General features: G+C 55.2%; 23 protein-coding genes and 3 pseudogenes. 15 read left to right on the forward strand and 11 right to left on the reverse strand.

Annotated elements, in window-relative coordinates; translation table 11 throughout:
• Positions 1-2 precede the first annotated feature (2 nt).
• Positions 3-839: a LysR family transcriptional regulator gene (locus tag R1A29_RS21295; protein ID WP_438299484.1), complete on the reverse strand. Its 837-nt coding sequence runs from the start codon at positions 837-839 to the stop codon at positions 3-5.
• Positions 840-950: 111 nt separating this feature from the next.
• Between R1A29_RS21295 and R1A29_RS21300 the strand changes: the two genes are divergently transcribed.
• Positions 951-1,676 (forward strand): SDR family oxidoreductase, encoded by a 726-nt coding sequence (locus R1A29_RS21300; protein WP_438299485.1) that lies wholly within the window; start codon positions 951-953, stop codon positions 1,674-1,676.
• Positions 1,677-1,880: 204 nt separating this feature from the next.
• On the opposite strand, the gene R1A29_RS21305 is transcribed toward R1A29_RS21300, so the two are convergent.
• Genes R1A29_RS21305 through R1A29_RS21315 form a run of 3 tightly spaced genes read right to left on the reverse strand, consistent with a single transcriptional unit; the run spans position 1,881 to position 3,928 of the window.
• A complete protein-coding gene (locus tag R1A29_RS21305) occupies positions 1,881-3,125 on the reverse strand; it encodes an RNA polymerase sigma factor (protein ID WP_438299486.1) in 1,245 nt (414 codons plus the stop codon).
• On the reverse strand, positions 3,118-3,462 hold the full coding sequence (locus R1A29_RS21310; RefSeq protein ID WP_007951101.1) for a YciI family protein: 345 nt from the start codon (positions 3,460-3,462) through the stop codon (positions 3,118-3,120). The genes R1A29_RS21305 and R1A29_RS21310 overlap by 8 nt, the downstream gene beginning before the upstream one ends.
• A 40-nt stretch (positions 3,463-3,502) precedes the next feature.
• A complete protein-coding gene (locus R1A29_RS21315; protein ID WP_134827854.1) occupies positions 3,503-3,928 on the reverse strand; it encodes a YybH family protein in 426 nt (141 codons plus the stop codon).
• A 142-nt stretch (positions 3,929-4,070) separates the two neighbouring features.
• On the opposite strand from R1A29_RS21315, the gene R1A29_RS21320 reads away from it, so the two are divergent.
• The 3 genes from R1A29_RS21320 to R1A29_RS21330 all read left to right on the forward strand — a co-directional run bounded on the left by R1A29_RS21320 (position 4,071) and on the right by R1A29_RS21330 (position 6,460).
• Positions 4,071-4,556 carry a GNAT family N-acetyltransferase gene (locus R1A29_RS21320; RefSeq protein ID WP_438299487.1) on the forward strand — a complete coding sequence of 162 codons (486 nt, stop codon included), beginning with the start codon at positions 4,071-4,073 and terminating at the stop codon, positions 4,554-4,556.
• A 17-nt stretch (positions 4,557-4,573) separates the two neighbouring features.
• Positions 4,574-5,179, forward strand: a complete 606-nt coding sequence (locus tag R1A29_RS21325; protein ID WP_438299488.1) for a pyridoxamine 5'-phosphate oxidase family protein — start codon at positions 4,574-4,576, stop codon at positions 5,177-5,179.
• Positions 5,180-5,401: 222 nt separating this feature from the next.
• Positions 5,402-6,460 (forward strand): hypothetical protein, encoded by a 1,059-nt coding sequence (locus tag R1A29_RS21330; RefSeq protein ID WP_438299489.1) that lies wholly within the window; start codon positions 5,402-5,404, stop codon positions 6,458-6,460.
• A gap of 123 nt (positions 6,461-6,583) precedes the next feature.
• Here R1A29_RS21330 and R1A29_RS21335 read toward each other — a convergent pair whose 3' ends face one another.
• Positions 6,584-6,904 (reverse strand): hypothetical protein, encoded by a 321-nt coding sequence (locus R1A29_RS21335; RefSeq protein WP_438299490.1) that lies wholly within the window; start codon positions 6,902-6,904, stop codon positions 6,584-6,586.
• 298 nt (positions 6,905-7,202) lie between these two features.
• Here R1A29_RS21335 and R1A29_RS21340 point away from each other — a divergent pair, with 298 nt between their 5' ends.
• From R1A29_RS21340 to R1A29_RS21365, 6 genes and pseudogenes are all read left to right on the forward strand, one after another.
• Complete coding sequence (locus tag R1A29_RS21340; RefSeq protein WP_438299491.1) at positions 7,203-7,823, forward strand: MATE family efflux transporter; 621 nt, start codon at positions 7,203-7,205, stop codon at positions 7,821-7,823.
• Between the two features lie 278 nt (positions 7,824-8,101).
• The gene (locus R1A29_RS21345; protein WP_438299492.1) at positions 8,102-8,953 is read left to right on the forward strand and encodes a hypothetical protein; all 852 of its coding nucleotides are present in this window, start codon (positions 8,102-8,104) and stop codon (positions 8,951-8,953) included.
• Positions 8,950-9,786, forward strand: a pseudogene (locus tag R1A29_RS21350) (inositol monophosphatase family protein). The gene R1A29_RS21345 and the pseudogene R1A29_RS21350 overlap by 4 nt, the downstream one beginning before the upstream one ends.
• Before the next feature lie 23 nt (positions 9,787-9,809).
• Complete coding sequence (locus R1A29_RS21355) at positions 9,810-10,325, forward strand: hypothetical protein (protein ID WP_438299493.1); 516 nt, start codon at positions 9,810-9,812, stop codon at positions 10,323-10,325.
• Positions 10,253-10,945: a radical SAM protein gene (locus R1A29_RS21360; protein WP_438302075.1), complete on the forward strand. Its 693-nt coding sequence runs from the start codon at positions 10,253-10,255 to the stop codon at positions 10,943-10,945. The genes R1A29_RS21355 and R1A29_RS21360 overlap by 73 nt, the downstream gene beginning before the upstream one ends.
• Positions 10,942-11,628, forward strand: a complete 687-nt coding sequence (locus R1A29_RS21365; protein WP_260520666.1) for a dTMP kinase — start codon at positions 10,942-10,944, stop codon at positions 11,626-11,628. The genes R1A29_RS21360 and R1A29_RS21365 overlap by 4 nt, the downstream gene beginning before the upstream one ends.
• Positions 11,629-11,703: 75 nt before the next feature.
• Here the strand turns inward: R1A29_RS21365 and R1A29_RS21370 are convergent, their stop codons facing one another.
• From R1A29_RS21370 to R1A29_RS21380, 3 genes and pseudogenes are all read right to left on the reverse strand, one after another.
• Positions 11,704-12,192, reverse strand: a complete 489-nt coding sequence (locus R1A29_RS21370; protein WP_085730321.1) for a GNAT family N-acetyltransferase — start codon at positions 12,190-12,192, stop codon at positions 11,704-11,706.
• A gap of 330 nt (positions 12,193-12,522) precedes the next feature.
• A pseudogene (locus tag R1A29_RS21375) lies at positions 12,523-13,005 on the reverse strand (GyrI-like domain-containing protein); the annotation flags it as partial.
• Positions 13,006-13,073: 68 nt separating this feature from the next.
• Positions 13,074-13,736 carry a LysE family translocator gene (locus R1A29_RS21380; protein WP_438299494.1) on the reverse strand — a complete coding sequence of 221 codons (663 nt, stop codon included), beginning with the start codon at positions 13,734-13,736 and terminating at the stop codon, positions 13,074-13,076.
• Positions 13,737-13,875: 139 nt separating this feature from the next.
• Between R1A29_RS21380 and alaC the strand changes: the two are divergent.
• Positions 13,876-15,083 (forward strand): annotated as a pseudogene (gene alaC / locus R1A29_RS21385) (alanine transaminase).
• Between the two features lie 63 nt (positions 15,084-15,146).
• On the opposite strand, the gene R1A29_RS21390 reads toward alaC, so the two are convergent.
• Entirely contained in the window at positions 15,147-16,499 is a 1,353-nt protein-coding gene (locus tag R1A29_RS21390) for a GntP family permease (protein WP_085709678.1), read from the reverse strand.
• A gap of 82 nt (positions 16,500-16,581) precedes the next feature.
• The gene (locus R1A29_RS21395; RefSeq protein WP_085730316.1) at positions 16,582-17,115 is read right to left on the reverse strand and encodes a gluconokinase; all 534 of its coding nucleotides are present in this window, start codon (positions 17,113-17,115) and stop codon (positions 16,582-16,584) included.
• 216 nt (positions 17,116-17,331) lie between these two features.
• Between R1A29_RS21395 and R1A29_RS21400 the strand changes: the two genes are divergently transcribed.
• On the forward strand, positions 17,332-18,363 hold the full coding sequence (locus tag R1A29_RS21400) for a LacI family DNA-binding transcriptional regulator (protein ID WP_438299495.1): 1,032 nt from the start codon (positions 17,332-17,334) through the stop codon (positions 18,361-18,363).
• Position 18,364: 1 nt separating this feature from the next.
• On the opposite strand, the gene R1A29_RS21405 is transcribed toward R1A29_RS21400, so the two are convergent.
• Positions 18,365-19,237 carry a LysR family transcriptional regulator gene (locus tag R1A29_RS21405; protein ID WP_438299496.1) on the reverse strand — a complete coding sequence of 291 codons (873 nt, stop codon included), beginning with the start codon at positions 19,235-19,237 and terminating at the stop codon, positions 18,365-18,367.
• 121 nt (positions 19,238-19,358) lie between these two features.
• Between R1A29_RS21405 and R1A29_RS21410 the strand changes: the two genes are divergently transcribed.
• From R1A29_RS21410 to R1A29_RS21420, 3 genes are all read left to right on the forward strand, one after another.
• A complete protein-coding gene (locus R1A29_RS21410) occupies positions 19,359-19,799 on the forward strand; it encodes a PACE efflux transporter (RefSeq protein ID WP_085709676.1) in 441 nt (146 codons plus the stop codon).
• A 125-nt stretch (positions 19,800-19,924) separates the two neighbouring features.
• A complete protein-coding gene (locus tag R1A29_RS21415; protein ID WP_438299497.1) occupies positions 19,925-21,349 on the forward strand; it encodes an MFS transporter in 1,425 nt (474 codons plus the stop codon).
• 152 nt (positions 21,350-21,501) lie between these two features.
• The gene (locus R1A29_RS21420) at positions 21,502-22,068 is read left to right on the forward strand and encodes a hypothetical protein (protein ID WP_438299498.1); all 567 of its coding nucleotides are present in this window, start codon (positions 21,502-21,504) and stop codon (positions 22,066-22,068) included.
• The last annotated feature ends 19 nt before the right edge of the window (positions 22,069-22,087 follow it).

The raw sequence follows: 22,087 nt of genomic DNA on the forward strand, positions 1-22,087 counted from the left end.
ACTCAGGCAGCGGCAATGGCCGGTGGCCGGTTGTGCTGGAAAAACTCATGCAACCCGCGCATCGCCGGCAATTCCAGCGCCTGCGCCGCATAACACAACCCCACCCGCCGGGTCGGTGCCGGCAGGTGCAGCGCACGCATGACGATGCGCGCATGCCCGCTGACCAGCGACTGCGGCAACATCGCCACACCAACTCCCGCCGCCACCATGTGCAACGCCTGTTGCAGTGAACCGGCATGCCCCGCCACCGCTTCCGGCGAGCGCCCGTACAGCGCCATCAACCGCTGATGGGACGGATGTTGCGGACAAGTAATCCAGTCCTCGATCGGCGCCCAGCCGGCCTGCGCGTTGGCCATCGGGTGATCGAGGGGCAGCGCCATCACATAGGACTCTTCCCACAGCGGCAGGAACAGTTCGTCCTCGCAACACATTTCCTCGACCGCCAATCGACCATCGCCGTGACAGCCTTCCTCCAGGGTCAGCAGCAGATTGGGCAATGCCTGATGGGCCATACGCACAAAGGCTTCGATATGGCTGGCGGCGATGTCGCCCTCGATGCCGAGGCTCAGCGGCGCACGGTTTTCGCGGCCGCGAAACATCCGGCTTAACGCCTCGGATTCGGCCACCATCCGCCGTGCCTGCGGGTACAGCAGACGCGCTTCGTCGCTGACCTCCACACCACGGGGCTGACGCACGAACAGCGTCGCGCCGAGTTCTTCTTCCAGCTGTTTGATGGTCACCGACAATGTGGGCTGACTGATGAACAGCCGTTGCGCGGCGGCGGTAATGTTGCGTTCCTCGAACACCGCGAGGAAGGCTTTGAGATGGCGGATATCCATAGGAGATTCCGATGACAGACAGAGAAATAAGGCATTTTTCAGCCTCCGGCGGGCTAAATATACTGCGTCCCGAATCTGGTTATTTGTTTTTCTTATCTCAGGAGTTCAACCATGGGCAAGCCATTGATCATCATCACCGGCGCCAGCTCGGGCATCGGCGAAGCCACCGCACGGCGCTTGAGCGCTGCCGGCCATCCGCTGCTGTTGCTGGCCCGGCGCATCGAACGCCTGGAAGCACTCGCCCTGCCGAACACCCTAAACCGTCGCGTCGACATCACGGACCGCGCCGCGTTGCTGGCCGCTGTGGCCGAGGCCGAAGCGCAGTTCGGCCCGGCCGATGCGCTGATCAACAACGCCGGGGTGATGCTGCTGGGCGAGATGAGCAAACAGGACCCGGCGCAGTGGGACCAGATGCTCGACGTCAACGTGAAAGGCCTGCTCAACGGCGTGCACGCGGTGGTCGCCGGGATGATCGAGCGCAAGCACGGCACGATCATCAACGTCAGCTCGGTGGCCGGGCGCAAGACGTTCCCGAACCATGTGGCGTATGTCGGGACCAAGTTTGCGGTGCATGGGTTGTCGGAGAACCTGCGTGAAGAACTGGCGCCGCATAACGTGCGGGTGACCACGATTGCGCCGGGCGCGGTCGAGACCGAGTTGTTGAGCCACACCACGGATGAGGCGATCAAGACTGGGTATCAGGCGTGGAAGCAGGACATGGGTGGCACGGTATTGAGCGCCGAGGATGTGGCGACGGCGATTGCCTATGCGTATGGGCAGCCGCAGGGGGTTTGTATTCGGGAGATTGTGATGGCTGCTACGCGGCAGCAAGCGTAAGTCAAAAGCGCCCTCACCCCAGCCCTCCCGAAACGTCGGACCGCCCGGAGGGAGAGGGAGCCGACCGAGGTGTCTTGCGTCATACATCGACCTGAAAGATCTGGTCGATTATGGATTCACAACGAACCGTTCAGGTCGGCGTATCTCTCCAATATCCCCGGATCGGTCCCCTCTCCCTCTGGGCGGTCCGACGTTTCGGGAGGGCTAGGGTGAGGGCAAGCGGTCCAAAGCCGAAATCCGCCCTTCAATAAACCGCCGCTCCGGCTCCTGCCGCGTCAACTCCAGCGCCCGAGAATAAGCCTCCCGAGCCTCCTCAACCCGCCCCAACTGCCGACAAAACTCCGCCCGCGCCGAATGCGCCAGGTGGTAATCCTGCAATTCCCCGCGCTCCAGAATCCCTTCGATCAAGGTCAACCCCGCCAACGCCCCGTCACGCTTGGCCACCGCCACCGCCCGGTTCAACTCGATCACCGGCGACGGCACCGCCCGCAGCAACACGTCATACAGCCCGACGATCTGTTCCCAGTCGGTCTCCCCCGCCGTCGGCGCCTCGGCATGCACCGCCGCAATCGCCGCTTGCAGGCAGTAAGGCCCGAAACGCCCCGTGGTCAGCGCCCGCTCCACCAGATTGCAGCCTTCGGCAATCAGTTCGGTGTTCCACAATCCGCGATCCTGATCATCCAGCAGAATCAACTCACCACTTGGCGATGAACGAGCCGAACGCCGCGACTCATGCAACAGCATCAACGCCAGCAATCCCATGACTTCCGGATCCGGCAACAACTCCAGCAGCAGACGCCCGAGGCGAATCGCCTCACGGGTCAAATCCTCGCGGGTCACCTGGGCACCGCCCGACGCCGAGTAGCCTTCGTTGAACACCAGATAAATCACCCGCAACACACTGTCGAGGCGTTCGGGCAATTCGTTCAGGCTCGGGACTTGATAGGGGATTTTCGCGTCGCGGATCTTCGCCTTGGCGCGCACGATGCGCTGGGCAATCGCCGCCGGGGCCGAGAGAAATGCGCGGGCGATTTCTTCAGTGGTGAGGTCGCAGACTTCACGCAGGGTCAGCGGCACTTGCGCATCTGCCGCCAACGCCGGGTGGCAGCAGGTGAAGATCAGGCGCAGGCGATCGTCTTCCACGTCTTCAACGTCCCATTCGGACTGTTCCAGCTCTTCCAGTTGCGCCAGCAACAACGGCTGCGAGGCCTTGAACCGTGCGCGGCGGCGCAACACATCGATGGCTTTGAAGCGCCCGGTGGACACCAGCCACGCCCGAGGGTTATCGGGCACACCATCCTGCTGCCAGCGCTCGACCGCGACGAAGAACGCCTCGTGCAAGGCTTCTTCGGCGAGGTCGAAATCGCCGAGCAGACGGATCAGGGTCGCGAGGATCCGCCGCGACTCTTCGCGATAGACCTGCGCGACCCGGGCCGCGACCTCAGACATTCAACTGCCGCACGGGACGCACTTCGACACTGCCGACCCGGGCCGCCGGAATATTGCCGGCGACCTGGATTGCTTCATTGAGGTCCCGCGCATCGATCAGGTAGAAACCGGCCAACTGCTCCTTGGTCTCGGCGAACGGGCCGTCGGTGATCGACAACTTGCCGTTGCGCATGCGCACCGTGGTGGCGGTCTGCACCGATTCCAGGGCTTCGGCGGCGACCATCCGGCCGCTGCCCTGGATCGACTCGGCGTAGGCCCAGCACTCGGCGTCTTCCGGGCTGTCGGGCGACGAATGCAGCAGGCGCTCATCGCTGTAGACCAGGCATAAATACTTCATGGCGTTCTCCTGAATCGGACGGATCAACTATGGCTGAAGATCAGGGTTTCGCATCAAACAGCGTCGAGCCGGTCATCGGATCGAACGGTGCCGACCAGTGTTCGTGGGCAATTTTCCACGTTCCCCCAACCAGCCGATAGCAGGCAGTGGCGCGCATCCAGCAGCTCTGGGTTTCGCCCTTGTCATTGGTGCCGCCGCAGTTGGCGACCCAGTGGGCGAAGGCGATGTTGTCTCCGGTCTCGATGGCGATTTCGTGGAACTCGAAGATGTGCGGGCCGGGGCACATTTCCATGCAGGCGATCCAGTGGGCGCGGTAGGCCTCCTTGCCCTTGAATTGCAGGGCCTTGATCGCATCGAACGAGAGGATGTCGTCGGCGTACAGGGTCATGACCTTTTCCACGTCCTTGGTCATGACGGCCTGACGGTAGGTGTCGATGATGGCTTGAATCTGCGCTTGCGTACTCATGGGTTTTCTCCCTGGTTTTTGTTGTGAAGACACCTTTTGTCGTTCGGCGACTGGCCGGATCGACAGCTGAAACAAAAAAATTCCGAAGAAGACAAAATCGCTAGAATCCGGGACTCATCTTTGTAGGAAAAAGGAAATTCCCGTGTCAGCCCGACTCGTGCCTTACGAAAGCCTGAACGCCACCCAACGCCAGCAGGTCGAGGCCATTGAAATCCACGCCGAGCAGATCAAATATTCCGGCGACATCCACGGCGCCCTGCACACCCTGCTGTCGAAACCCGGCCCCGGCGTGAAAGGTTTTGCGCTGCTCGCCGAGGAAGCACCGGTGGCCTTCCTGCTGCTCAAGCGTCCGCCGGTGTTGCCGGAATGGGCCGATGAACACAGCGCCACCCTGCATGCATTGCAAGTCGATCACCGCGCACAAGGCAAGGGTTACGGCAAGGCTTGCCTGCTGGCACTGCCGGACGTTGCGCGTCAGGCCTGGCCGGAAATCAAAGGGCTGGAACTGTCGGTGGACGCCGACAACGACGCCGCGATTGCGCTGTACGCCAAATATGGCTTCGTCGACAGCGGCGAAGCGTACAAGGGTCGCATCGGTTACGAGCGGCGCATGGGGCTGTTCTTCTAATCGTCGAGGGAGCAACGATGATCGATTCAATCGAAGCGCTGGAAGCCATTTACGGACTGCCCCACGAGCGGGCAGTGCGCAAGCAGATCGGCTTTCTCAACGAGGACTATCAGGCGATGGTCCGGGTCTCGCCGCTGGTGATTGTCAGTTCGGTGGGCGCCGATGGCATCGACGGTTCCCCGCGTGGCGATGCGCCGGGGTTTGTGCGAATCATCGACGAACGCACCCTGGCCCTGCCGGATCGCCCGGGCAACAACCGCATCGATACATTGCGCAACGTGTTGCACGATCCACGGGTGTCGCTGCTGTTCATCATTCCGGGGATTGGCGAGACGTTGCGGGTCAACGGCACCGCAACTATCAGCGCTGATCCGGAGTTGCTGGAAAGTTTCGCGGTCAACGGCAAACCGGCGCGCACGGTGTTGCTGGTGACGGTGGACGCGGCGTTCTTTCATTGCTCGAAAGCGTTTGTGCGTTCGGATGCGTGGAATCCGCAAACTCATCTACCGCGCTCTGCACTGCCGACGGCGGGCGCGTTTCACAAGCGGCTGAATGATGGGCAGTTTGATGCCGAGGCCTATGATCGCGAGGCCCCGATCAGAGTGCGCGATAGTCTCTATTAAGAAAACATCTCAGCCAAAGCTCCTACTGACTCTGCGGAAGCTATCTATAGGAGTTAAATTATCTAAAAAAGAATTTTCCTTCACTAAAAATACTCTCGCCCTTCATTAACTTGTAGGGCGCTTCTGATTTTGGATCCAAATATTGACGAAAGACCTAAGTAAAAACTAGGGTTTCCTCATGAGCGAGGTTTACAGAAAATTTAAATATACGGGACATCCAAAATGGAAACGTTAATAAAAACATCAAAATCTTCTATTACGGAAAACAACGTAACAATTTTAGATGGGCAATTATCACTACCAAAAAGCTATTTACTCGAAAAAGCGTATCTAGAACCCACAAGCACACTGATTGTATCGGGCTCTTTAATTGAGGGAATCGGAACGATTCATTCTGATATCGACTGCATCATCATTTGCGAAAAACGCCCAAAAGCGCATAACATGAAACACATCGGACATGCATTTGTCACCGATATTAATTATCGCCACATCACTAAAGATGAAGAAGTCCACAATACAACAGACTTCTACGGTGATACCAGCATTCACATTGATGCCGACTATGTAACATACTCAGAAATAGATAATATATTTTTCAAAATCGAACAAACATTTGAAGAAATTGCCTCCGACCAGCGTTTTCTTTACGCGCCCGCTTTGACGAACACAGAAAACAATGTCATTCATAGACTAATAATCGGACATGCTCTGAATAATGATGAAAAATTCCTTAAACTTAAATCAAGAATCCCCGTGGAGAAACATATTTACTTAGCTCACCGAGAAAAACTTCCAGTATTTTATGCCTTCCAGGATGTTCAAGGTTGCTGGCAATCAGAAAATCTATGGATGGGTTGCGAGATAGCTCGAGACATGATGTTTAAAACCACAATGAGTTTCACCTACCTTACGGGCACAACAAACAAACATTATAAGTGGGCATACTCAAACATGCACCGAATCGAAGGATTTGATGAGATCAAGAGTAAATTCTTCGCACTAGCCAGACAAGGTGCCAGCACAAGAGACGAATGCAGATCGTACATTCAAGAAACCCTCAAATATATGGATCTGCTATTTTTAGAAATTGAAAAAATTCTGAACAGCTCTAAAATCTACCCAACTGCAGAACAGTCTCTTGCCGCCCTCGACAATGAATTCAATGAGCGCAAGCAGACCACGCACAAAGTTTCAATGTGCGAATACTATTTCAGAAAAAAATACTTTGCCGCAAAGGACACTCCGCCGCTTTTGAGTTTACTGAAAGAGTGGGAATAAAGCGCTTCTACAAAACCATACTTGTTAATTGGTGCTACTCGCTGGCGGCCAGCTTATGGAAATTTACAAAATAGCAATTCCGCTCATATTCTCTAGATTGGGCGACATGACAGCTTCACTAATCTACTTTTCCTTCGCTGGCCATTTTATTGTTGACTCACTTGATTCCGCTTCATTTGCCTTGGCATCAATATCATTTATTACTGTCATCGGCATCGGATTTTTTTCTCCAACACTAATTAAGATAGCAGGATCAAATAATCTAAACACAAACAACATAATATCCGAAATAACAATATCGCTCAGGCTTTCGATTTTATTTGGAGTCTTGATCATATCTATGATTTCTTTTGCGCACACAATCGCGCTTACGTCAATGACAAACCTGACCAACACGGAAGACATCCAAGCACTGTTGTTGATATCCCTATCAATTCCAGCCATATATCTACAGGTTACAATATTCAATTTCTTTAATGGAGCTCAAAAAACACACTATGAAGTAATTTATACGTGGACATTTAACATTTGCCTCACTTCCGCCTGCATAGTCTTGATTAACACGAGCTCGGCAATCACGCTACCTGACTTCATACTCATATATTCTTGCTTACGATGTGCTTTCGCAACTCTCGCACTCTTCTACTTCAACTCTAAAATCCACCTATACCTCACCAACTTTCAAAAACCCATACAAATACCGAAAGAACAGTATCTTAAATATATAGCTCAAGGCTTGCCAATGGCCTTATGCTTTGGAGGTGAAAGCTTTCTATTTTTCATCTTATCATTCATTTCGAAAAACTTAGGTGAAAACAATTTATCCGCCTACCAAGCCTCACTACACTTTATAAGCATCATATATATGATATCAATTGGAATAGGGAATGCGACGGGGCTTATAGCCGCCCGTCACTTTACCAGGAGGGATTTAGGCTTACTAAAAAAAACTTATATCCAAGGTCTAAAATCAGGCCTATTAGCACTAGCGCCATTTTTGCTAGCCAGTGTCCTTTGGAAAGAAAACATTTCCATGACCTACACATCAGATTCAACGATCAGGAAACTAATTGAAACCAATACTCTTTACTCGATTCCTTTTTTAACTTTTGAGTTCGTCTATGTTTTAACCAGGACGACTTTGAGAAGCATGGACGATTTCTGGGTTCCCACACTTCTAACCATTCTGACGTTGAACATTTTTGGCATCGCCCTTTGCGCAATTCTTCTAAATTTTCAGCGCAACATACACTCTATATTTATAACCTTAACAATCTGCTCATTCATTCTGATGCTGACAATGTTTTGGCGATTGAGATTTTTACTGAAAACACACAGCAGCCAGCCAATAGGTAAACTTTAGATACTTGATCGCGCTTTTACTAATTGACAACGCAAGTTAAAACACCTAACCGATTGCATTTTCGTGAGACTCCAAACATGAATCATGCTAGCGCGTTACCTTTGTTCTACAACTCGCACTTAAATTCCACGACCATTATCAGCGAACATCACGCATGGAGAACTCTGACCGGTTTACAAACCAGTGATTATTACGCTTACCGTAAAGCGCTAATGAGCGGATGCCATCTCCAGAGAGCCTCCTTTGAACTCCGCCACCCGGAAGTCATGGTTTGCGACTTGAGCAACCTCGACCCAATTTATGATGGCATGTCAGACGAAGAGATAATACGAATATGGGAGTACTTAAACTCAAGGACAACCCAATTACAATCATCTGACATTTGCAAAATAAAGGGAGATGGTCTCTCACCAGAACTAGCCGTGTCGGGCCCTTCCAAAGCCAAACTATTAGATTTCAAGAGCGACCTGATTAAAGAAGCACTCACGACATTTCACCAGTCTTTCCCCTGCGTAAAGCCAACGAATAGAGGCCTTACGAAAACCAGACTGCTAATAGATACTGATAATGAAACCTTGGATTTCCACAATAAATTCTGCGCTTTCTACAGCAAATACATTTCTTATGAACACTGGGATAGCAGTCTTGCTCTCAACACCAGATACATCTATGACGACCACTCTATTTGGCTAAAAATCAAAAACATATCAAAAAATAAGCTCTTTTTATTATCAGCCGGCCTACCACTTGCACTTGGATATCTGGCAGCCACCAAAGATACAGATATATTTTTTTCTGAAATCCATCGCCAGAATGACCCGAGCCTTCTAACTAGAAATGAAAATTTTCTAGACATATTCCCTCATATAATCTCGTCGAATGATTCATGGCTGATTATAGACAAGGCCTATACCGGCGGAAGCCTCAGGCAAGCGGCGAATATGATCAGAAAGAAACTTGGTTATAATTTCGAAGTTAAAACGCTAGCACTTTTCCCCAAAACCTTCAGCGCCTTTATGAGTGCAGACTACGCCGTTTACGCAGGAAAACTATTCGACGTAAAAGTCTACGCATCTAAACTCAATCGAAAAAACTGGCATACGCAATTAATATCTGAGAAGTCGGTATGAGAGCACTTTTCAAGCGCGAATACATTCCAGAACTGGAAGTAAGTCTTTATGAAGCCAGAAAGCAGTTACGGCGCTATTGGGCCGGCACATTGTCTAGTCTTCCAGAGTTTAACAAAACCAGCGCAGACCAGCATTTCAACAAAACACAATACGACATAGATTGCCAAAACATACTCTTTAGTTGCCTGTCAAAATCTCGTATCAAAATGACAATTTACTCAGAAGAAAGCACTTCACCAATAAAACTTGGAGATCACGGTGACCTTTACGCTCTGATTGACCCCCTAGATGGCACACACAATGCGCTTATGGGCTTCCCGAACTACACATCTAGTGTTGCCATCTATCATGGTAATGAGTACGTATTTGGATGGATTTACGACATCTCTAGAGATTTAGTCTATACCGCTGCACTTGGTGAAGGAGCGTATCTTCAGTCCGCAATAATTGTGAAACGATTAAACACTCGAAAAACCGAATCATTAGAACAAATGCGACTTTCATTTCACCGCCCTCGTGGCAGCAAAGAAAGACATAAAATATAACGGCTTTTATGGTCAGCGGACAAAGTTCGTGTTTACTCTTGCTCTTCGCTGGAAATCTGCCTGATTGCCGCTGGGGTTCTTGATGCATTTATTGATATCGGCTCACCTGGACATGAGAGAAGCTGTGATATTGCGGCAGCAGAACTTATTTTGAGAGAGTCAGGCGGAGCATTATTCGATGAAAAAGGTCACTCAAGGCATTGCTTACCGCCATCCGTAGAAGCCCTGAAGGATAATGGAACATTGATTGCCTTATCTTCAGAAGATCTAATAAAAATATTCCTGTAGTGCAATTAACTGGAAGCCGAATCATGCTATTCGATACAGTAAAATTGAAACTCGCCCTACTGGCTAACGGCGTTAATTTCAGCCGGGATTTCTTAGAGCATTTCCAAACAGAGGTGAATCATATTGAAAAAAGACGTGCATACGGAACAGGTGACAGCGTCATAATCAACCCAACGATCCGAACCCCACAAGAAATTGTTCTTGATGGCGATATCATTACTGCCGCCAACTACAACCCACACTCAAAATACAAAATCATCTTAGAGCGAAACACTCCCGCACTAAGCTACAATAAAAATATCATTAACATTACTTTTCCAGCCAGGCCTAAATCTTACGGAAAAATTTTAAGTAATGGCGAGTTATTTGAAAAACATCTGACTATATACGGAAACTCTACGCTTGGAATTTTCTCCCTGGCCATTGCTACTACTTCAATGACGGTCATGAATGTAAATTTTGCTCTCTGGGTTCAGCTCGAGAAAGCCTGTCAGATCATAGAATGCGAATTAAAGGCAACATTGCTGCAGAAGCAGTAGCGATGGCTTTCAAAGATGAGAGTAGCCGATACCGTAGGGTATTATTAAACGGAGGTACAATCCGTAACTACGACAAAGGGTATGGGATGCATATCGATTTGCTGAATAGAGTAAAAGAAAAGAATGTGCATAACCACTTGGACTATCACTTGATTTCCATGCCCCCCAAAGACTTCCGTCTTTTCGAAAAATTCAAGGCTGTCGGCAATAATATGTCAATGAGCCTGGAAGTATTCGACCCTGGCCTTTTTTCAGAAGTATGCCCAGGCAAATCTCGCGATTACACTCGGGATCGGTTCCTCGAAGCTTTTGAAGCCGCTGTAGAAACTCTCGGGCGCGGCAACGTATATGCCGGATTCGTTGCCGGAATGGAGCCATTAGATTCAATCATAGAGGGCATCGAATACTTTGGTCAGATGGGCGTAGTTCCAGCAGTGGCAGCATTTCACCCAGATGCTGGCTCGCAATACAGTGCGAGAGAACGACCTTCCGTAGAGTTTCTGAGTGCAATTGGTAAAAAGATGTCAGAAATATATCAAAGAGAAGGATTTCGACCATTGATAGAGGGTAGCGGTAGAAACTCTCTAGATACTGAGGCTTACCTAGGAGCGTTCGCATGAACTACACCTCTGAGCAAGGAATATTTATCGCATTTGAAGGAACGGATGGTGCAGGAAAATCGACTATCGCAAGAGCAACTTACGAAATCCTCTCCCAATCTAATATAGATTTGCACTACGTCGACAAAAACCGCCCACCCGTTTCTTCGGGATATACCGAATTCCACATGTCACGACTCCGGGAAGTTCTTTGGGACTATCCGGACAACGCCCCTCTTGAGCAATTAGGCGACAAACACTGGATGAGCCTTATAACCGCATGGTTTCAAGCGACAGACCATGCTGCTATATCTCCAATAGTTAGCTCTGGCGAAAATTGCATCGCAGATGGCTGGTACCACAAATACCTAGCGCGCTTCTTGCTTAAAAGTACAGATTTAGCAGAAGAAGCCCTAACAGTATTTTCGACAATTAGAAAGCCAAACTTCGTGATTTTTCTCGATGTTGACCCGGCTCTCGCGGCACAAAGAAAAGGATCTTTCCGTCTTAGCGAGAGCGGAGCTTACGACGGTGGCAATGAGGATCGCCTTAAAAGTTTCATTGCATATCAGAACCGAGTCCGATCCAGTTATGAGCGCTGTGGTTTGGCAAATTGGGTGGTGATTGACACCACCGATTTAAGTGAAGAGGCAGTACTTGATAGAGCGGTAGGCGCGGTACAAAAAATCCTTATTAAAAACTAGAAATCCCGCCTGCCCGGGTGAGTGCATGACACTTACAAATGTGTAACCAATCTCCCACAGAGGTTTAGTGTTGGCTCACAGAGTGAGGATCATCTCATGCCACGCCATCCCGCCGTGGTCGGACTCGGACGGTTTGATGTAGGCAAAACCGAATCCGGCGTACAGCGGGATGTGCCGTTCCTTGCACATCAGATGGATCGTCGCCTTGCCCTGGGCGCGCATGCGCTCGATGAACTCGCCCAGCAGACGCTTGGCCAGACCCAGGCCCTGATAATCCGGGTGCACCACCACCGACATGATCACCACGTTCGGCCCGGCTGGGTCGTGGCCGATCAGTTCCTTGAACGCCTCGTCGGACATCTGCACCTCGAATGCCGCACCGGAGTTGATGAACCCGGCTACCTGCCCGTCCACTTCCGCGACGATGAAACCGTCCGGCCAGGTGGCGATGCGCGTGGCGATCTTCTCGCGGGTCGCGGCTTCGTCGCCCTCGTAGGCGAGGGTTTCGATGGCGTAGCAGCGATCCAGGTCGGCGGCGGTGACGTGGCGGATGACGGTGTTCATGGCGGCTCGAAATCAGTGAAAACAAGGACGCCAAGGATAAAGGAATAAGGTGTTCATATCGATCCGCACGGGCAGCGTAAAGCCTGCGTATAAGCGCTTTTCTTCGCAATCGGGACGGTCTATTCCTGAGCACTGTCTCTGATCACCCGAAGGGGAAACAGCTTATGAGCAGTGTGGAAATCGGTTTGTTGATGGTGTTGGGCATCAGCTTCTTCGGCTTCATCACCCTGGGCATCGACCTGTTGCGGGCACGACGGATCAAGGGCAAATAGGGCCCGAGCGGCAGCGCGAAACAGGTTCGCGCTGCCGATTGCCCATCAGGTTTTCTTTTTCGACCGGGACGCAGATTTCCAGCTTGCCGGTTTTGAGCTTCGGGTTGAAATCGGCGCTGTAGCGTTCCAGCTCCGGGGCATTCAGCCCCTTGTATTCGGAGGTCGGCAGCCAGGTTTTGTAGATGTACTCAAGGGTCTGCGGCAGCAGGTCGAGCGAACCCTTGTGCTCGAACACCGCGTACTGGCGCGGGAGGATTTCGATCCACGGATACTTTTCCTGCGGGAAGTCATCCAGCTTCCTGATTTCGACCCCGGCCATGTAATCGAAGCCGCCGTTGCCGTCGAAATTGCTGCAGACGCCGTAGGTCACTTCACCCTTCTGCCCCGGAATATTTCCGATGTGCGGGATGAGTTTTTCCCACAGCGCAGGGATGTCCTGGACGGTCTCTTTGGTAAAGCGATCGCGAAAACCTGCAATCAGCAGGAAGTGTCCATGTTCGAAGCGAGGTTCAGCCACTTCGACGCGTTTTTGCTCATCCATGACTCGACTCCTTGAACGAAAAAAGTGGGTTCGGCTGGGAGTATAGAAGCCAAACCCGATTCGCACATTTACAGCGTATGCAGGGCCTCGGCGGCGCCGGAACCGAGGAACTCGTTATAACCGGATACGATCACGTAGACCGCGAAATAGCAGAAGATCGCTGCAGATGCCATGTAGGAATAGCGCAACAGTTTGTCGCCGAGCAACTTGCCGCCATGGCTGGCGGCGAAGCACAGCCCCGCCGACCACAACAGCCCGGCACACAGAAAGCCGCCAAGGAACAGCGCCGAACTCAGAGGGCCACCGCCACCGGAACGGGCGATCAATGTGCCGCCCACTGCAGCGAACCAGAGGATGGCGCTCGGCGACGACATGGCGAGAAAAATCCCACGGAAGAATTCCTTGCGATGGGAGTTCTGGCCAACCTCGGCGGTCGCCGCCAGTTGCGCTTCGTGGTGGATCGCCGAATAGATCATCTTCGCCGCGAAGTAGATCAACAGCGCCGAACCGCCGATCCACAGCACCCAGCGCACGGTTTCGTATTGCAGCAAAACGGTCATCCCGGCCAGGGCCAGAACGGCGTAGATCAGGTCACCGACGCAGGTGCCGAGGCCCAGGGCAAAACCCTGAAAATAGCCGCGCTGCATGGCCAGGGTGATCATCGCGATGTTGGCCACGCCGATGTCCAGGCACAGCGAAAGGCTCAGCAAGAAGCCGCTGGTGAATTCCATTAACCGTTTTCCTTGGGAAAAAATTGTTGTCGTGCACGCTGGACAGTCTGCCATCACTGCCCTTATCTTCCGCCACAGGTCACCGCAGTGACCAGCGTCGCTCGGACGGTTCCGGGCGCTTACGTTATCCGAGGCAACAATGGCTGAACAAGGTTCGCCGCGCCGCTTTGCGCGCATAGATCGACTCCCCCTTACGTTTTCAACATCACTGCCGAGCTGAAGATGGCCGCCCGACGTCGTGGCGAAGACATCATCGACTTGAGCATGGGCAACCCCGACGGCGCCACGCCGCCGCACATCGTTGAAAAACTGGTGCAGGTTGCACAACGCGAAGACACCCACGGTTACTCCACGTCCAAAGGCATTCCGCGCCTGCGTCGGGCGATTTCCAACTGGTACAAGGACCGCTACGAGGTCGATATCGACCCGGAAAGCGAAGCCATCGTCACCATCGGTTCCAAGGAAGGCCTGGCGCACCTGATGCTGGCGACCCTGGATCAGGGCGACACCGTGCTGGTGCCGAACCCGAGCTACCCGATTCACATCTACGGTGCCGTGATTGCCGGCGCCCAGGTGCGATCGGTGCCGCTGGTGCCGGGCGTGGACTTCTTCGATGAGCTGGAACGGGCGATTCGCGGCTCGATCCCGAAACCGAAGATGATGATTCTGGGCTTCCCGTCCAACCCCACCGCGCAGTGCGTGGAGCTGGATTTCTTCGAACGGGTGATCGCCCTCGCCAAACAGTACGACGTGCTGGTGGTGCACGACCTGGCTTACGCCGACATCGTCTACGACGGCTGGAAAGCACCGTCGATCATGCAGGTGCCGGGCGCCAAGGACATCGCGGTGGAGTTCTTCACCCTGTCCAAGAGCTACAACATGGCGGGCTGGCGCATCGGTTTCATGGTCGGCAACCCGGAACTGGTCAGCGCCCTGGCGCGGATCAAGAGCTACCACGACTACGGCACTTTCACTCCGCTGCAGGTGGCCGCGATTGCTGCGCTGGAAGGTGATCAGCAATGCGTGCGCGACATCGCCGAGCAGTATCGCCAGCGCCGCAACGTGCTGGTCAAAGGCCTGCATGAACTGGGCTGGATGGTCGAAAACCCGAAAGCTTCGATGTACGTCTGGGCGAAGATTCCCGAAGCCTACGCGCACCTCGGTTCGCTGGAATTCGCCAAGAAGCTGCTGGCGGAGGCCAAGGTCTGCGTCTCGCCGGGTGTCGGTTTCGGTGAGTATGGCGACGATCACGTGCGCTTCGCGCTGATCGAAAACCAGGACCGGATTCGTCAGGCAGTACGCGGGATTCGCGGCATGTTCCGGGCGGATGGCCTGGGCACCAAGTAACTGACGAATTGCACCCACAAAAAAACCGCATCGCTGCGGTTTTTTTGTGTCTTGCGTTCGAGGTTAAACGAACAGCGACAACAACAGAATAAAGCCCAGGCCAACCACCGACAGGATGGTTTCCATCGCTGTCCAGGTCTTGAACGTCTCGGCCACGGTCATGTTGAAGTACTGCTTCACCAGCCAGAAACCGGCGTCGTTGACGTGGGACAGGATCAGGGAACCGGCACCGGTGGCCAGCACCAGCAACTCACGGTTCACGCCCGGGATCATCCCGACTACCGGCACCACAATGCCTGCGCCAGTAATGGTCGCCACGGTGGCCGAACCGGTCGCGATACGGATCACCGCCGCCACCAGCCACGCCAGCAGGATCGGCGAGATCTGCGCACTGACCGCCATGTGGCCGATCACGTCACCCACGCCGCTGGTCACCAGCATCTGCTTGAAGCCACCGCCGGCACCGATGATCAGGATGATCGCGGCGGTGGGCGCCAGGCTCGCATCCAGCCACTTGAGCATCTGTTGGGAACCGATGCCTTGTTTGTGACCGAAAGTGTAAAGCGACAGCAGCAACGCCAGCAGCAGCGCCGAGATCGGGTGACCGATCATGTCCATCCAGGTGCGGAAGAAATGACCGTCCGGCAGCGCCACGTCAGCGAAGGTTTTCAGCAGCATCAGAAACACCGGCAGCAGCACGGTGACCAGGGTGATGCCGAAGCTTGGCAGCTTGGTCGAATCGGTTTCACGGGCCAGTTGATCGACCAGTTCCTGGTTCGGCGTGCCCGGAATGTGCTTGGCGATGAACGTACCGAAGATCGGACCGGCAATGATGGCGGTCGGCAGCGCGACGATCAGACCGTAGAGAATGGTCTTGCCGATGTCGGCACCGAACACGCCGATGGCCAGCAGCGGGCCCGGGTGCGGTGGCACCAGACCGTGCACGGCGGAGAGGCCGGCGAGCAGCGGGATGCCGATCTTGATGATCGACACACCGGTGCGGCGAGCCACGATGAACACCAGCGGAATCAGCAGCACGAAGCCGATTTCGAAGAACAGCGGAATCCCCACCAGGAACGCGGCGAACATCATGGCCCACTGCACGCGCTCTTTGCCGAACGCGCGGATCAGGGTCTGGGCGATCTGATCGGCACCGCCGGATTCGGCCATCATCTTGCCGAGCATGGTGCCCAGCGCGAGGATGATGCCGACGAAACCGAGCACGCCACCGAAGCCGTCCTGGAACGCCTTGATGATGGTGCCGATCGGCATGCCGGACGTCAGGCCGAGGAACGCGGCGGCGATGGTCAGGGCAATGAAGGGGTGAATCTTGAACTTGGTGATCAGGACGATAAGCCCGATCACCGTGACTACTGCATCAAGCAGCAGGTAGGCGTCATGGGACATGCCAAACATTGGGGGTGTCTCCTGGTTTGTTGTTGTTATTAAAGCGGGTTAATCAGAAGTCGAAAGGACAGCGCTGTCTTCACAATCACACTCATACCGCCTGTTTCAGGCCATGGGCCTGCCACCAGACGTGGGCTTGCGACGCCAGTTCCTCAACGCTGTGGATCGAAGCGTTCAGGGCCAGGGTCAACGGCTCGCCGACCGGCGATTCGAGGGTGGCGAACTGGCTTTCGATCAGCGTTGCCGGCATGAAATGGCCCGGACGATGGGACACGCGGTCTGCAGCGACTTCTGGCGTCAATTCGAGAAACACGAAGCCCAGGCCCGGCAAGGCGCTGCGCAGACGTTCGCGGTAAATGTGCTTGAGGGCCGAGCAGGTCAGCACCGGGCGTTCGCCCAGAGCGTCAACTCGACGCAGCTCATCGCACAGGCTGTCGAGCCAGCCGGCACGGTCTTCGTCGTTCAGGGGGATCCCCGCGCTCATCTTTTCGATGTTCGCGGCCGGATGGAAAGTATCGCCTTCAATGGCAGTGGCGCCGCTCAATTGGCACAGGGCCTCGCTGACGCACGTCTTGCCGCAACCGGCAACGCCCATGATGACCAGGGCGGTGATGGGATGATTCATGTAACACCTCAGCGCGCAGACAGCGCTACCTTTGCTAGCTATGACTCTAGTGCACAGGCAGAAGTTGCCGACGCCTTCTTGTCGTTTTTTTGGGTTGCAGCAAGTTTTGTCCCAACGCCAAAAAGCGAGGATCAGGCAGGACCTCGCTCACGCATTTGCAGCTGCATAAGGACAGCGCTACCTTAGTGCCTTGATTTTTGTTTGGCAAGCCGCCCGATGACCACCCCTAAAAACGATAAAAACACCCGCACCACCGGCCGTCCCACCCTCAATGAAGTCGCCCGGCTGGCCGGCGTCAGTCCGATTACCGCTTCTCGCGCCCTGCGCGGGGTCAGCACCGTTGCCACCGAACTGGTGGAAAAAGTCCAGAAAGCCGCGCTGGAACTCAACTACGTGGTCAACCCCGCCGCCCGCGCCCTGGCCTCGGCCCAGAGCCATTCGGTGGTGGTGCTGGTGCCTTCGCTGGCCAACCTGTTGTTCATCGATACCCTGGAAGCCATTCATCGGGTACTCACGCCCAAGGGCTTCGAAGTGCTGATCGGCAACTTCCACTACTCCCGCGATGAAGAAGAAAACCTGCTGCGCAACTACATGGCCTATCAGCCACGCGGCCTTCTGCTGACCGGTTTCGACCGCACCGAAACCTCGCGGCGGATGATCGAGGCCAGCAACATTCCCTGCGTGTACATGATGGAGCTGGACAGCGCCGCTGGCGTGAATTGCGTCGGCTTCTCGCAACTCAGCGCCGGGGAAACCGCCGCCGAGCATTTGCTGTCCCGTGGCCGCAAGCGTCTGGCGTACATCGGCGCACAACTCGACCAGCGCACCTTGCTGCGCGGTGAAGGCTTCCGTAAAGCACTGCAGAGGGCCGGTCGCTACGACCCGGATCTGGAAGTGCTGACCCCGCGTTCTTCGTCCGTAGGCCTGGGTGGCGAGTTGTTCCTGCAACTGCTGGCGGCGCATCCGGACGTCGATGCGATCTTCTTCGGCAACGACGACCTGGCTCAGGGCGCCCTGCTCGAAGCCCTGCGCAACGGGATCAGGATCCCCGAGCAAGTCGCGATCCTCGGCTTCAACGACCTGCCGATGTCGGAGCACATGGTGCCGCGCCTGAGCAGCATCAACACCCCGCGAGAAGCCATCGGCCGGCGTGCGGCGGAACAGATGCTGACATTGATGGCCGGCAACAGCGTGGCGCGTCCGGTGGAGGACATGGGCTTCGAACTGAAAATCCGCGAAAGCACCTGACTCAGCCGCCCAGCAACTCCACAAGAGCCAGCGCCCCCTTCTGCAACGGCTGGCTCTTGAGCCACACCGCGTGCACCGGCAGCACCAGGCCATTTTCGATGTTGCGGAAATTCAGCCGTTTCAGCCGTCCGCTATCGAGCCACGGCTGCACCACCGACAACGGGAAATTGCCCCAGCCTAGTCCCGCCTCGACCATCTCCAGCGCCGTCTCCAGACTGTCGGTGCGCCAGTGGGATTCGGCCACCAGCGGTCGGGTTTCGCTGATCGGCAAGTCGCGACTGCCGACGACGATCTGCCGTACATGCACCAGATCCTCCAGAAACAGATCCTGCCCCTGCAACAGCGGACTGTCCGCTGCCAGCGTGGCGATCATCCGTTCACTGCCGACAAACTGAAAACGCTCCAGCACGTTCACGCTCAACCCGGCGAACGCCAGGCACACACTGACCCGACCACTGTGAAGCATCGCCAACACGTCATCCTGCGGCGCGGTCAGTACTTCGATGTCGAGCAGCGGATGGCGCTCACTGATTTCCTTGATGGCCGCCAGTAACCGTCGGCGATCGATATCCGTCGCCATGCCAATCGACAACTTGCTCTCCAGCCCCAGCGACAACTGCACCGCGTGCACCTGCAATTGCTTGAGCTGATCGGCAATCAATCGCGCATGGGGCACCAGCGACAGCGCCATGGCCGTGGGTTGCGGTTCGCGGTGACTGCGGTCGAACAGCGGGTAGCCGAGTTCGGCCTCCAGATTGCCGATGGCCATGCTTACCGCTGACGGGACTTTACCCAACGCCCTGGCAGCGGCGGAAAACGAGCCGCGTTCGATTATGGCGAGAAACAGTTCGATGCTTTCGCTGTTGAAATTCACTTCATGCACCTGTCAATAAAACTGAAAGCTTCTGACTTTTTCTGTCATCACTATTGAAGCTATCTTTCGTCGCCTTCGCCATCCCCACTGGCCACAAGTCGCAAGAAAGAGGCAATTCCCCATGCAAGGCGTCAAACGCAAACTGGTCTACGTGTCGCTCTATGAAGTGATCGGCATGACCTTCTCGGCCCTCGGCCTGGCCCTGTTGTCCGGCACCTCGCCCGGCAGCACCGGCCCGCTGGCGGTGATCATCACCACCATCGCCGTGACCTGGAACTTCATCTACACCTCGCTGTTCGAGCGCTGGGAAAGCCGTCAGGTCTCGCGCACCCGCACAGTCAAACGGCGCATCGCCCACGCCGTCGGTTTCCAACTGACGCTGATCGTGTTCCTGATTCCGCTAATCGCCTGGTGGATGAATATCAGTCTGGTGCAGGCCTTCCTGCTGGATCTCGCGCTGATCGTGTTCATCCCCTGCTACACCTTCGCCTTCAACTGGCTGTTCGATAAGGTGTTCGGTTTGCCGGCCTCGGCGCTGCCGGATCCTGCACCCGCAGCATGAATCGCTGATTGGTAAGCGGATATTGCAAGAAATCGGCGGTTTTCCTCCGTAAGCCGCCGATATAAGCAATCCTTGATTTCCGATAGCAGGCTAAGCTTTTCCATCATAAAAAAATGGATCGGCCCATGACTGCACACGCCCCCGCCGCCGCGCAACGCGACGGCATCGACCCGATACGCGCCGCACAGATTTCCGCTCGCATCGACCGCCTCCCGGCAGTCGCCACGATCTGGCGGCTGGTGGCGCTGCTGTCGATTGGTGGTTTCTTCGAACTCTACGACCTGTTCCAGACGGCCTACATCAGCCCCGGTCTGATCCGTGACGGCATCTTCGCCACCGGCAATCAGGGCGTGTTCGGGTTCTCCGATCAGGCCGCGTTCGCCTCGGCGACCTTCCTTGGCCTGTTTCTCGGCGCCAGTCTGTTGAGCCCGATGGCGGATCGTTTCGGGCGACGGGCGATCTTCACCTTCGCGCTGGTCTGGTACACCGTGGCCACGGTGCTGATGGGCGTGCAAAGTTCGGCGCTGGGAATCATCTGCATGCGTTTTCTGGTGGGCATCGGCCTCGGCATCGAACTGGTGACCATCGACGCCTATCTCTCGGAACTGGTGCCCAAGCGCATGCGCAGTTCGGCGTTTGCCTTCGCGTTTTTCGTGCAGTTTCTGTCGGTGCCGGCGGTGGCGCTGATGTCCTGGTGGCTGGTGCCGCAGACGCCATTCGGAATATCCGGCTGGCGCTGGGTGGTGTTGGCCAGCGCGGTGTTTGCGTTGTTCATCTGGTGGCTGCGCAAACGCCTGCCGGAGTCGCCACGCTGGCTGGCCCAGCATGGCCGTTTCGATGAGGCGAACCGGATTCTCGACGGCATCGAGGCACGCTGCGAGAAGGATCATCGTCAACCACTGGACGCACCGGAAGCGGTGGCGGTGGATGTCGAAGGCAAGGGCCGTTTTGCCGACATCTGGCAACCGCCCTACCGTCGTCGGGCCTTGATGCTGATCGTCTTCCACATCTTCCAGGCCATCGGCTTCTTCGGCTTCGGCAACTGGCTGCCGGCGCTGCTTTCCGGTCAGGGTGTCAGTGTCACTCACAGCCTGATGTACGCGTTCATCATCACCCTCGCCTACCCGCTCGGGCCGCTGTTGTTCGTGAAATTCGCCAACCGTTTCGAGAACAAGTGGCAGATCGTCGGCTCAGCCCTGGGCGCCATGACTTTCGGCACCTTGTTCGCCCTGCAGACCAGCGCCTTCGGCCTGATCTTCTGCGGGGTGATGATCACCTTCTGCAACGCCTGGCTGAGCTTCAGTTATCACTCCTATCAGAGCGAATTGTTCCCCACCAACATCCGCGCCCGGGCGGTGGGGTTCTGCTATTCGTTCAGTCGCTTGTCGACGGTGTTCAGCAGTCTGTTGATCGGTCTTTTTCTCGATCACTTCGGTACACCGGGCGTGCTGGCGTTCATTGTCGTCAGCATGCTGATCGTGATGCTGACCATCGGCTACTTCGGTCCCCGCACCCGCAATCTGGCGCTGGAAAACATCGCCCATCGCTGACGGGCAACGGTCATCTTCTGCCGCCGGACGGCAAAGGATGACCGCTTCTGAAATCTGGAAATTCATTAACCTGCTGAATTCACGGGACTTATTCTGACGGCACGGTAATTGCTGCTTTACCGCCGACAGCAATTACCACAAGGTCCTCCATCATGTTGGTCAGCTCGAAACAAGCGGATCTGATTCATCTGCCCAAGCGCATCACCGATGACGCAACCGCCACCGCGGCGGCCGGTCTGCAAGGCGGGCTTCACGGCGCCATGCTGCAAACCCTGCAGAACCAGGCGCAGGCGCAAACCACCGAAGCCACCAATCAGGTGCAAAGTTCGGCCACGCAACTCGCCACCCAGCAGGTCAGCGAAGCCACGCGCGTCAGCGACAACGTCGACGAGGCGTTCGCCAAGACCCGCGTCGGCCTGCAGACCTCTGACGCTTCACAGACCAAGTCCGCCGGCACCTCCGCCACCGATGAGTTCAAGGACTACATGAGCAAGTCGCCGGAACAGCGTCTGCGTGACAGCATCCTGAAGGAAATGGGTCTGACCGAGGACGACCTCAAAGCCATGCCGCCGGAGAAACAACTGGCCATCGGCAAAGAGATCGCCGATCGCCTGCAGGACAAGATGAAGCTGGCCGAAGCCGAGAAGCAGAACAAGCAGGACGCCAACTCGGTCAAGCTCAGCGACCAGTCGGCAGACAAGTTCCTCGCTTCGCTCTAACGAACGGCGCAATAAAAAA

It is taken from the genome of Pseudomonas sp. NMS19W, from assembly GCF_051554255.1.
GTDB classification, from domain to species: domain Bacteria; phylum Pseudomonadota; class Gammaproteobacteria; order Pseudomonadales; family Pseudomonadaceae; genus Aquipseudomonas; species Aquipseudomonas kribbensis.

Bases quoted from the DNA above. Each gene is read 5' to 3' on its own strand.
- R1A29_RS21335 (WP_438299490.1), bottom strand. From the start codon at position 6,904: ATGGCTGGAATTGATAGGGATATCAACAACAGTGCTTGGATGTCTTCC.
- R1A29_RS21325 (WP_438299488.1), top strand. From the start codon at position 4,574: ATGATCGATTCAATCGAAGCGCTGGAAGCCATTTACGGACTGCCCCAC.
- R1A29_RS21365 (WP_260520666.1), top strand. From the start codon at position 10,942: ATGAACTACACCTCTGAGCAAGGAATATTTATCGCATTTGAAGGAACG.
- R1A29_RS21410 (WP_085709676.1), top strand. From the start codon at position 19,359: ATGCAAGGCGTCAAACGCAAACTGGTCTACGTGTCGCTCTATGAAGTG.
- R1A29_RS21380 (WP_438299494.1), bottom strand. From the start codon at position 13,736: ATGGAATTCACCAGCGGCTTCTTGCTGAGCCTTTCGCTGTGCCTGGAC.
- R1A29_RS21420 (WP_438299498.1), top strand. From the start codon at position 21,502: ATGTTGGTCAGCTCGAAACAAGCGGATCTGATTCATCTGCCCAAGCGC.
- R1A29_RS21415 (WP_438299497.1), top strand. From the start codon at position 19,925: ATGACTGCACACGCCCCCGCCGCCGCGCAACGCGACGGCATCGACCCG.
- R1A29_RS21310 (WP_007951101.1), bottom strand. From the start codon at position 3,462: ATGAAGTATTTATGCCTGGTCTACAGCGATGAGCGCCTGCTGCATTCG.
- R1A29_RS21300 (WP_438299485.1), top strand. From the start codon at position 951: ATGGGCAAGCCATTGATCATCATCACCGGCGCCAGCTCGGGCATCGGC.
- R1A29_RS21370 (WP_085730321.1), bottom strand. From the start codon at position 12,192: ATGAACACCGTCATCCGCCACGTCACCGCCGCCGACCTGGATCGCTGC.
- R1A29_RS21355 (WP_438299493.1), top strand. From the start codon at position 9,810: ATGCTATTCGATACAGTAAAATTGAAACTCGCCCTACTGGCTAACGGC.
- R1A29_RS21315 (WP_134827854.1), bottom strand. From the start codon at position 3,928: ATGAGTACGCAAGCGCAGATTCAAGCCATCATCGACACCTACCGTCAG.
- R1A29_RS21305 (WP_438299486.1), bottom strand. From the start codon at position 3,125: ATGTCTGAGGTCGCGGCCCGGGTCGCGCAGGTCTATCGCGAAGAGTCG.
- R1A29_RS21340 (WP_438299491.1), top strand. From the start codon at position 7,203: ATGGCCTTATGCTTTGGAGGTGAAAGCTTTCTATTTTTCATCTTATCA.
- R1A29_RS21400 (WP_438299495.1), top strand. From the start codon at position 17,332: ATGACCACCCCTAAAAACGATAAAAACACCCGCACCACCGGCCGTCCC.
- R1A29_RS21330 (WP_438299489.1), top strand. From the start codon at position 5,402: ATGGAAACGTTAATAAAAACATCAAAATCTTCTATTACGGAAAACAAC.
- R1A29_RS21395 (WP_085730316.1), bottom strand. From the start codon at position 17,115: ATGAATCATCCCATCACCGCCCTGGTCATCATGGGCGTTGCCGGTTGC.
- R1A29_RS21390 (WP_085709678.1), bottom strand. From the start codon at position 16,499: ATGTTTGGCATGTCCCATGACGCCTACCTGCTGCTTGATGCAGTAGTC.
- R1A29_RS21295 (WP_438299484.1), bottom strand. From the start codon at position 839: ATGGATATCCGCCATCTCAAAGCCTTCCTCGCGGTGTTCGAGGAACGC.